General features: G+C 66.0%; 11 protein-coding genes and 1 pseudogene. 6 read left to right on the top strand and 6 right to left on the bottom strand.

From position 1 onward, the window contains the following. On the top strand, positions 1 to 570 hold a 570-nt coding region (locus ACIQ42_RS12460; protein WP_397422512.1), incomplete at its 5' end, for an acyltransferase family protein. Positions 571 to 855: 285 nt separating this feature from the next. Here ACIQ42_RS12460 and ACIQ42_RS12455 read toward each other — a convergent pair. From ACIQ42_RS12455 to ykgO, 5 genes and pseudogenes are all read right to left on the bottom strand, one after another. Further along, entirely contained in the window at positions 856 to 1170 is a 315-nt protein-coding gene (locus tag ACIQ42_RS12455) for a hypothetical protein (RefSeq protein ID WP_397422511.1), read from the bottom strand. Further along, positions 1167 to 1436, bottom strand: a complete 270-nt coding sequence (locus ACIQ42_RS12450; protein ID WP_397422510.1) for a DUF2312 domain-containing protein — start codon at positions 1434 to 1436, stop codon at positions 1167 to 1169. The genes ACIQ42_RS12455 and ACIQ42_RS12450 overlap by 4 nt, the downstream gene beginning before the upstream one ends. 151 nt (positions 1437 to 1587) lie before the next feature. After that, positions 1588 to 1694 (bottom strand): annotated as a pseudogene (locus ACIQ42_RS12445) (PEPxxWA-CTERM sorting domain-containing protein); the annotation flags it as partial. Positions 1695 to 1816: 122 nt separating this feature from the next. Then, on the bottom strand, positions 1817 to 2419 hold the full coding sequence (locus ACIQ42_RS12440; protein ID WP_397422509.1) for an HAD family hydrolase: 603 nt from the start codon (positions 2417 to 2419) through the stop codon (positions 1817 to 1819). Positions 2420 to 2431: 12 nt separating this feature from the next. Continuing rightward, positions 2432 to 2557: a type B 50S ribosomal protein L36 gene (gene ykgO, locus ACIQ42_RS12435; protein WP_397401037.1), complete on the bottom strand. Its 126-nt coding sequence runs from the start codon at positions 2555 to 2557 to the stop codon at positions 2432 to 2434. Between the two features lie 134 nt (positions 2558 to 2691). On the opposite strand from ykgO, the gene ACIQ42_RS12430 reads away from it, so the two are divergent. Further along, positions 2692 to 3951, top strand: coding sequence for a lytic murein transglycosylase (locus tag ACIQ42_RS12430; protein WP_397422508.1), 1260 nt, complete (start codon positions 2692 to 2694; stop codon positions 3949 to 3951). After that, the gene (locus tag ACIQ42_RS12425) at positions 3944 to 4762 is read left to right on the top strand and encodes a phosphatase PAP2 family protein (protein WP_397422507.1); all 819 of its coding nucleotides are present in this window, start codon (positions 3944 to 3946) and stop codon (positions 4760 to 4762) included. Before ACIQ42_RS12430 ends, ACIQ42_RS12425 begins: the two co-directional genes overlap by 8 nt. A gap of 3 nt (positions 4763 to 4765) precedes the next feature. Here ACIQ42_RS12425 and ACIQ42_RS12420 read toward each other — a convergent pair whose 3' ends face one another. Continuing rightward, positions 4766 to 6073: an MFS transporter gene (locus ACIQ42_RS12420; RefSeq protein ID WP_397422506.1), complete on the bottom strand. Its 1308-nt coding sequence runs from the start codon at positions 6071 to 6073 to the stop codon at positions 4766 to 4768. Positions 6074 to 6176: 103 nt separating this feature from the next. Between ACIQ42_RS12420 and motA the strand changes: the two genes are divergently transcribed. From motA to mnmD, 3 genes are all read left to right on the top strand, one after another. Further along, the gene (gene motA / locus ACIQ42_RS12415; RefSeq protein ID WP_397422505.1) at positions 6177 to 7049 is read left to right on the top strand and encodes a flagellar motor stator protein MotA; all 873 of its coding nucleotides are present in this window, start codon (positions 6177 to 6179) and stop codon (positions 7047 to 7049) included. Between the two features lie 206 nt (positions 7050 to 7255). Continuing rightward, entirely contained in the window at positions 7256 to 7504 is a 249-nt protein-coding gene (locus ACIQ42_RS12410) for a hypothetical protein (protein ID WP_397422504.1), read from the top strand. A gap of 76 nt (positions 7505 to 7580) precedes the next feature. Continuing rightward, on the top strand, positions 7581 to 8566 hold a 986-nt coding region (gene mnmD, locus ACIQ42_RS12405; RefSeq protein WP_397422503.1), incomplete at its 3' end, for a tRNA (5-methylaminomethyl-2-thiouridine)(34)-methyltransferase MnmD.

Here is an 8566-nt window from a genome sequence, read left to right as displayed (position 1 = left end):
CCGGGCGTCTTCGAGACCGTCGCCCTGCCCAACGTTGTTAACGGCGTACTCTGGACGCTGCGGCTGGAGTTCACCTTCTATCTGGTACTGATGCTGATCCGGGCGCGGCTGGCGCTGGTGCTGGCGCTGACGGCGGCATGCGGCGTGGTGTGGCTCGTGATGACGTTCACCCACCCGAACTGGGCCGATGAGCGCGCGACCCGGATCGCGTTTCTGGGCGCCCGGAACGGCCTGTTGTTCTTCGCCGGCGCCGCCCTCTATCTGACGCGCGCAAGTATCCCGCTCTGGATCGGCGTGATCGCGGCCGCCGCCTTTCCGTTGATCGGCCCCCTGGCCCTGCCGTTCGCCGTCCTGGGTCTGTCCCGCCCGGGAAAGCTCAGGGCCGACCTCAGCTACGGCATCTACATCTACGCCTTCCCGATTCAACAGACGCTGGCGGGGTACGGCCAGCTGAACCTGCTCACCGCCGTTCTCGCCGTTCTGCCCTTTGCGGCCTTTAGCTGGTTCCTGGTGGAGCGACCCGCCATGCGGCTTAAACCGGCGGGAGGGTCAGGTTCGCCGGAAGGATGACCGATCCGACACGGAACCTGACGGCCGCTTCGCGCGCTGTGCCGCCAGCAACAGCTGGAGAACATGATGCGCAATCCCTGATTTATCGCCCTCGCCGCCCTCGCGTTGGTGGGCCTGGGTGCCTGCAGCAAGACAGATAAGGCGATCGACGCCAAGGCCGACACCGTGGAGGCAGAAGCCAAGGTCCTCGCAACGGACCTCAAGAACCAAGCCGACTCTGTAAAGGTCGCCGCCGAGGCAGAGGCCGAGGCCATGCGAAAGTAGCAGATCTGCCGCCGCCAGGGCTCAACCTTCAGGCGGCGGCTTCCGCTGAAACCCCCGGCCGCGCTTCAGCACGCGCGGCTCGCCCTTGGCCTTTGCGTTGATTTCCTTGAGCTTGCGGTGCTGCATGGCAGACAGCGCCTCTCCGGGAGCGCCCTTTTCTGGGTCGCCGAAGGCGCGGCCGTAGGTCTTGATGCGGTCGGCGACGCTGCCCAGGAACTCGCCCTCCCAGTCGGAGAGCTCGATCCCGGCCTTGTCAGCCAGACGACGGGCACGTTTCAGGGCGTTCAGCGCAGAGCGTTGGGCCTGCGCCTTGCGATCTGGAACGCCGCGCTTCAAATCTCTCCGATGGCCGAGAGATAGAGGTCGAGGATCGCCTCTTCCTCCTGGCGCTTGGCGCGGTCCTGTTTGCGGATGCGCACGACCTTGCGGATGATCTTGACGTCGAAACCGTTACCCTTGGCCTCGGCGAAGACCTCCTTGACCTGTTCGGCGATCTCGGCCTTTTCCTGCTCGAGACGCTCGATGCGCTCGATGATGCTCTTCAACTGCCCCTGGGCGGTCGCGTTGAGAACGTCGGGGTGTCCGGAGGAGTCGTCGGCCATAGCCACGCCTTTTAAGCTGGATGCGGAGGAAACGGAAAGCGGCGGACCCTACTGTCCTGCCCGCACCCTGTCATCCACGTCCGCAGCCTGAATCAAGAAAACCCCTTGCCAGAGGCAGGGGGCTCTCGACGTCTGTTCAATACGCGGGCCTTCAGGCGGCGCAGAGTGTCTGACGGCGGCGGCGGATCATGGCGCCCACGGCGCGAAGCCCATGATCATCATCGCCCAGGTGGCCGGTTCCGGCACAACGGCTATGGCGCCCGCGAAGTTGTCGACATCAACGGAGTTGCTGGAGGGGCGCAGCATCACGTGGTTCACCACCGCGCCGCCGTCGAAGTCGAAGTTGACCAAACCCTGCACCGGCTATGACAGCGCGCCGTCTAGAGCAGGCCGTGTCCCACGAGCGCCGGCCGCAGAGCTGCCGGATCCACAAAATGGTGCGTGGCGAACCCGAGGCTTCGGGCGGCCTCGATGTTGCGGGCGCTGTCATCAACGAACAGCATTTCGGAAGGCGCCAGGCTGAAGCGATCACAGCACAGCTGGAAGATCGCCGGATCCGGCTTCATCATGCCCTCAAGGCCGGAGGCCACGTAGGATTTCAGGAGACCAAAGGCCGGGCTCATCGCCAGAGTCGAATCCAGCGTCTCGTGCGAGATGTTGGAAAGGCCAAACTGAGGAATGCCGCGCGTCTGCAGCTCCGCCATGGCCGCTTCAGTTTCGGCGATGGCGCCGGAGAACATTTCACTCCAGCGATCACGCCAGGCCAGAATCTCGGCCTCATGATGCGGGTGGATGGCAATCAAACGGGCGCAGTTCTCGGTAAAGGTCACGCCACAGTCGGTGGGCGCGTGCCATTCGAGCGTGCAGACCTCGGACAGGAACCGGTCGCGCTGGGCCGGATCCGGGAAGATTTTTTCATAGAGCGTGCGCGGATTCCAACGCACGATGACATTGCCGAAGTCCCAGAGGACGGCTTTCGGCATCGTCTTGCGGGCTTAGCCCTGCTTGGCCTTGAAGCGCGGGTTCGTCTTGTTGATGACATAGATTACGCCCTTGCGGCGCACGAGCTTGCAGTCGCGGTGACGCGTCTTCAGCGACTTCAGCGAGCTTCTGACCTTCATGGGACCGTATCTTCAATCGGGCCGGGACCGGCCGTTGGCGAACAAGAGCGGGCGCATATACGGGGCGGCCCCGCTCAAGTCAACCTGACGCCGTTTTGATTGGGCGCCTGCGCGACACATCGTAGATATCATCCATGCGCCGTCGCCTGACACTCTCTCTGATCCTGTTTGGTCTGGGCCTCATCTCGCCGGCCGCCTCGCAGTCGATTGCACCGCCCACGGCGTCGGGAGATCAGATTTTCGACGCATGGGCTTCGGAGTTTCAAGGGCGCGCCCTCGTCGCAGGTATCGACCCCGTGGTGCTGGCGCGCGAGATGGCGGGCCTGACCCCTGACGTTCGTGTCGCCGGCGCTGACAGTCGCCAGCCGGAGTTCTCAAAGCCCATCAGCGCCTACCTGGAAGGCGTGGTGACGCAGGATCGGCTGATCATTGGGCGGCGTCGGGGCGCCGAGGTGGAGGCGTTTCCGGCGATAGAGGCCGCGTCTGGCGTCCCGCCAGAAATCCTGCTGGGCGTCTGGGCGCTGGAGAGCGGCTTTGGCAGCCTTCAAGGCAACTATGATACGCTGCGTTCGCTGGCCACCCTGGCCGCCCAGGGGCGTCGCCGCGCCTGGGCCGAGGGTGAGATGATCGCCACGCTCAGGATCATCCAGTCCGGAGAACAGCCTCGCGCCCGCCTGCAGGGCTCCTGGGCCGGGGCCATGGGCCAGACCCAGTTCATCCCCAGCACCTATCTATCGACCGCCGTGGATCAGGATGGCGACGGGCGGCGCGACATCTGGAATTCGAGCGCCGACGCGCTGGGCTCTGCGGCAAACCTGCTGGCCAAGGCCGGCTGGGTTCGCGGACAGAGCTGGGCCCGGGAAGTAACCGTTCCGGCCGGGTTTGACTTCAGCCTGACCGAAGGCCCCCGGGAGACCCCTGCCTGGTGGGCGCAGCGCGGCGTGATTCGGGCTGACGGCAGGCCCTGGACGGCGCTTGATGCTGACGCAAAGGCGCAGCTGGTGGCGCCCGCCGGCGCGGAAGGACCGCAGTTCCTGCTGTTCCCCAATCACTTCGCGATCCGCGCATATAACAACAGTCTGTCTTATGCGCTCGGTGTCGGCATGTTGGCGGACGGGTATCTGGGCGAGGGCGCCTTGATCCGGTCCTGGCCGAAGGAAACGCCGCTGCCGCTTGTGGACCGCATGACCGCCCAGCGAGCGCTGGCGGCATTGGGCTTCGATCCGGGTGCCCCGGACGGTGTGGTCGGCATGGGCACGCGCCGGTCTCTGCGCGCCTGGCAAGCCACGCGCGGGCTGGTAGCGGACGGCTATCTGTCAGATGCTATGGTGCAACGCCTGAAGGCCGAGGCCAGCGCCTTGCCGACAATCGCGGGAGAGAATGCGCATGATTAGACGATATGGCTTGATCGCCTCTACGCTGGCCGCCGTCCTGGCCAGCGCCGGCCCGGCCGGCAGTCAGGCGCCCGCACAGTCTGCGCCCCCGGCCAGCCTGACCCGCGCCGCTGGCTATCTGACTGCGGGCGGTGCGCCCAGCAGCCTGGCCATTGTGCCCCCTCCGCCGACCCCCGGCTCCGGCGCTCAGGCGCGCGACGACGAGGCCTCGTTGGCAGGGCTGGCGCTCCATGGCGGACCTCGCTGGGAGCTGGCCACACAGGACGCGGATCTTTCATTCCCCGTTGCGGCAGGCACATTCTCCTGCGCCATCGGGACGACGATCAGCGAAACGGACACGCCAAGGCTCTATGGTCTGCTGCGCCGAAGCCTGGCGGACCTCGGTCTCTCGACCTATCCGACCAAGACCAAGTACCTGCGCCAGCGCCCCTTCATGACCAATGGCAAGCCGATCTGCACGCCGGCGATGGAGGCTGTGCTGCGGCGGGACGGGTCCTATCCTTCGGGGCACAGCGCGATCGGCTGGGGTTGGGCGCTGATTGTGGCCGAGGCGGCGCCGGACCGGGCGGAGGCCGTGCTGGCCCGCGGTCGGGCGTTCAGTGACAGCCGCCGTGTCTGTAACGTCCATTGGCAGAGCGATGTCGACGAGGGGCGCACCATGGGCTCCGCTGTGGTGGCCAAACTGCACGACTCCGTCGAGTTCCGCGCTGACATCGCCGTCGCCCGGGCCGAGGTCGCTGCGGCGCGCGCCAAGGGCCTGAAACCGGTCAGGGATTGTGCCGAGGAGAGCCGGCGCCTGGCCGCCGGGTAATGCTCAGCGCTCGTCGCTCTTCTCGAGCGCCGCGAGTGTGGTGGCTTCCTGCGTGGCCGGCTTCGGATCTGCGTTGCGAAGGGCCGGGTTCCGGAACGCGTAGACCAGAAGCCCTAGCATCAACAGCGTATTGACGATGAACGGAGCCGGCCCGAAGTGCTGGTACAGGAATACAAACAGCGGCGCGAAGATCACATTGATGCCGTTGACGGCGGCAATGGCCCCGGCGACACGCGCCTGCTCGGCCATGCCGACGGCAATGGAGGACCCGGCAGTGAACCCTGGCCGCGCCAGACCAAAGCCCAGGCTCGACACGGCATAGCCCACCACCACCCCGTAGTAGTCTGGCGACAAGGCCACGATCAGGTTGCCCAGTGCCGCAACGCCCACGCCCCAGCGCAACAGCTGGCGCGGCGTCATCTCGAACATCCGGATCAGGCCCCACTGGGCCAGTAGCCCGGCGACCGCGCCGAACATCATCGCGATGGCGATGTAGGTCTGTGCCTTCGCCGGCGACAGATCCAGCTTGTCGAGGATCAGAAAGCCTAGCGTCTGGGCCTGAGCTGTCTGGCAGGTGGCCACGATGAAGCCGTAGATCAGGAACGGCATGATGCGGGGATCACGCCAGATCGGCAGGGCGGCGGGCGCCCCGCCGACGACCGGGCGCAAAGGCCGGCGCGCATCCGGGTCCGGTTTTGAGTCTGGCAGAAACCGCCAGACCACGAACAGCATGCCAAGAGCGATGAAGGCGAAGCTGTAGAGCGGGCCGGCCAGTCCCACGCCAGGAAATATGAAAAGCGGCGCGAGAAAGGGACCGATGACCGTGCCCAGACCAAAGGCGCCGGCCAGATTGGCCATGGCCTGGGTGCGCCCCGCGGTCGGTGTACGTTCGGCCACATAGGCCTGGGTCGCCGGATTGCTGGCCGCGCCAAACAGGCCAAACAGCGCCCGGGCCAGCAGAAAGAGGATAAAGATCGTCATCGGCGCCGCCAGCTTCGCCAGTCCGGAACTGACCACCGCGCCGCACAGCATCATCGATACGAGAAACCCGCTGAGCCCGACCAGCATCAAGGGCTTGCGACCATAGCGATCCGAGGCCCTGGCCCATCCCGGCGAAGAAAACGCCCAGAGCAGCGCCGAGAGCGAAAAGATCGCCGAGACCATGGGATCAGGAATGTCCAGCGAGCGGCCAATCGCTGGAAGCACCGAGATCAGGCCCGTGTTGCCCATGGCGGTGGCCATCGAAACGCCGAAGATGATCGCAAAGGACCGCCGGGGCAGCGCTGTCGTGTCCGGAGCCTTGTCCTGCATGCCTTGGGCTTTAACGGCTTGCGGCGCGGCGGCAAATGGCCGACGCGCTCACGGCCCATTAAACATTAACGGCGATAGTCCCCCTCACCTTGCGGGGAAGTCCATGTTCCAGATCATCGGTATCGTTCTGCTATTTGTGATGGTGTTCGGCAGCTACATCGTCACTGGCGGCAACATCGGCGTGATCCTGGCCGCAACGCCGCATGAAATGGCGGCGATCGGCGGCGCGGGCGTGGCGGCTTATCTGATCTCGAACTCGATGGCGGTGCTAAAGGGCACCGGAGGCGGGCTGGCCAAGGTGTTCAGCGGCGCCAAGTGGAAGCCCTCGGACTATCGCGACCTGCTGTCGCTGCTCTTCCTGTTGACCAAGACCATGAAGTCCAAGGGCGTGATTGCTCTGGAAAGCCACATCGAGAATCCGCAGGAGAGCTCGATCTTCTCGCGCTTCCCTCGGATCCAGAAGGACCACTTCGCCATCGATTTCATCTGCGACACGCTGCGGATGATGACCATGAACCTGGAGGATCCCCACCAGGTCGAGGATGCGATGGAAAAGCAGTTGGAGAAGCATCACCACGAGGCCCTGGGCCCTGGAAACGCCATCACCAATCTGGCCGACGCCTTGCCCGCTCTGGGCATCGTGGCCGCCGTACTGGGCGTCATCAAGACCATGGGTTCGATCACCGAGCCGCCGGAAGTCCTGGGCGGGATGATTGGCTCCGCTCTTGTCGGCACCTTCCTCGGCGTGTTTCTGGCCTACGGACTTGTGGGTCCGATGGGCACGCGCATGAAGGATGTGGTGGAGGAGGAAGGTGCCTTCTACCGCATTATCCAGGCCGTGCTGGTGGCCCACCTGCATGGCAACGCCGCCCAGATCTCGGTGGAAATCGGTCGCGGAAACGTGCCCTCCGGCGCCCAGCCCAGCTTCCTTGAGTTGGAAGAAGTGCTCTCCAATATCCCCGCGGAGGGTTCATAACGCGACCCCTTTTTGCGCCGCCGGGTGCGCCCTTGGGCAAAGGGACAAAAAGTGATCACAAGTCCGTGATTTTATGTCTTGCCTTTCCCCCGAACCCAAGCGTATCTCTGGTCACAGCGTCGGAAGGGTAAGTTCGCCCGTTCTTATTTTGACATCAGGCGGGGACGTCCAGCCGACGCGTAGCTCTCCGATCAAAGGATTATGACATGACCAAGGAACTGCTCGTCGCCGCCGCCGCTTTCGCCCTCCTGGGCACCGCTGCCTGCGCGAAGAAGGAAGAAGCCCCCGCCGCCGAAGCCCCCGCTGCTGAAGCCGCTGCTGCTCCGGCCGCCGACGCGATGGCTGCCCCGGCCGCCGCTGCCGACGCTGCCGCCGCTCCGGCCGCCGACGCGATGGCTGCTCCGGCCGCTCCGGCTGCCGACGCTGCCGCCCCGGCCGCGCCCGCCGCGAAGTAATACACTTCACGACGACGCAATTGCGTTACGGAAGGGCCGCCCTTTGGGGCGGCCCTTTTTCGTTGCGCAACACCAGATGATTACAGACGCTGGCCCCCTCGACTGGACTACTGACGGGCAACCGCGATCACGCCGGTTTGGCGATGTCTACTTCTCCGCTGAGGATGGGCTGGCCGAGGCCCGCGCGGTCTTCCTGCGCGGCTGTGGCCTGCCGGACGCCTGGCAGGGCCGCAGGCGATTCGTCGTAGGCGAACTGGGGTTCGGGACCGGGCTCAATATCGCGGCCCTGCTCGACCTCTGGCGCCAGACCCGACCGCCCGGCGCGGTGTTGCATATCTTTTCCATCGAGGCGTTTCCGATCAGCGCCGAAGACGCTGCGCGCGCCCTGTCGCGCTGGCCGGAGCTGGCGCCGGTTGTCGCGCCACTCATCGCCGGGTGGCCGGGGCAAACCCGAGGCCGGCATCGCCTGGAGTTCCCACACTTCTCGGCGATTCTCGATGTGGCCGTAATGGACGTGGTTGCCGCGCTTCAGGGATGGTCCGGATACGCCGACGCCTGGTTCCTGGACGGCTTCTCCCCGGCGCTGAACCCCGACATGTGGCGCGAGGAGGTGCTGGCCTTGGTCGCCGCCCGCTCGGCTCCCGGCGCCCGGGCGGCGACCTTCACCGTGGCCGGCCAGGTGCGCCGCGGGTTGAGCGCCGCCGGTTTCACTGTGGGGAAGCAGGCCGGCTTCGGACGCAAACGCGAGCGGCTGGAGGCGGTGCTGGCCGGGACGCGAGGAAACCATACCCGTCAGCGTGTGGCGATCGTCGGCGGGGGTATAGCCGGCGCCTCGGCCGCGCGGGCCGTGCGCGCGCTGGGCGGCGAGGCCGTGGTGATTGAGGCCCAGCACCCGGGCGCCGGGGCTTCGGGCAATCCTGCCGCGCTGGTGACGCCCCGACTGGACGCCGGGCTGGGCGAGGCGGCGGGGCTGTTCGCCCAGGCTTTCGCCCGCGCGGGCCAGCTCTACGACGAGGTCCCCGGGGCTGTGATCGCCCGGGGCGCCCTGCAGTTTACGACCGA

This window comes from Phenylobacterium sp. (assembly GCF_044372605.1).
GTDB lineage: Bacteria > Pseudomonadota > Alphaproteobacteria > Caulobacterales > Caulobacteraceae > Phenylobacterium.
The sequence above is the reverse complement of the archived record's forward strand: the minus strand, read 5'-3'. Positions and strand labels throughout refer to the sequence as shown.

Excerpts from the sequence above, each read along its gene's own strand:
- ACIQ42_RS12425 (WP_397422507.1), top strand. The coding sequence starts at position 3,944 with ATGATTAGACGATATGGCTTGATCGCCTCTACGCTGGCCGCCGTCCTG.
- ACIQ42_RS12420 (WP_397422506.1), bottom strand. The coding sequence starts at position 6,073 with ATGCAGGACAAGGCTCCGGACACGACAGCGCTGCCCCGGCGGTCCTTT.
- motA (WP_397422505.1), top strand. The coding sequence starts at position 6,177 with ATGTTCCAGATCATCGGTATCGTTCTGCTATTTGTGATGGTGTTCGGC.
- ykgO (WP_397401037.1), bottom strand. The coding sequence starts at position 2,557 with ATGAAGGTCAGAAGCTCGCTGAAGTCGCTGAAGACGCGTCACCGCGAC.
- ACIQ42_RS12450 (WP_397422510.1), bottom strand. The coding sequence starts at position 1,436 with ATGGCCGACGACTCCTCCGGACACCCCGACGTTCTCAACGCGACCGCC.
- ACIQ42_RS12430 (WP_397422508.1), top strand. The coding sequence starts at position 2,692 with ATGCGCCGTCGCCTGACACTCTCTCTGATCCTGTTTGGTCTGGGCCTC.
- ACIQ42_RS12410 (WP_397422504.1), top strand. The coding sequence starts at position 7,256 with ATGACCAAGGAACTGCTCGTCGCCGCCGCCGCTTTCGCCCTCCTGGGC.
- ACIQ42_RS12440 (WP_397422509.1), bottom strand. The coding sequence starts at position 2,419 with ATGCCGAAAGCCGTCCTCTGGGACTTCGGCAATGTCATCGTGCGTTGG.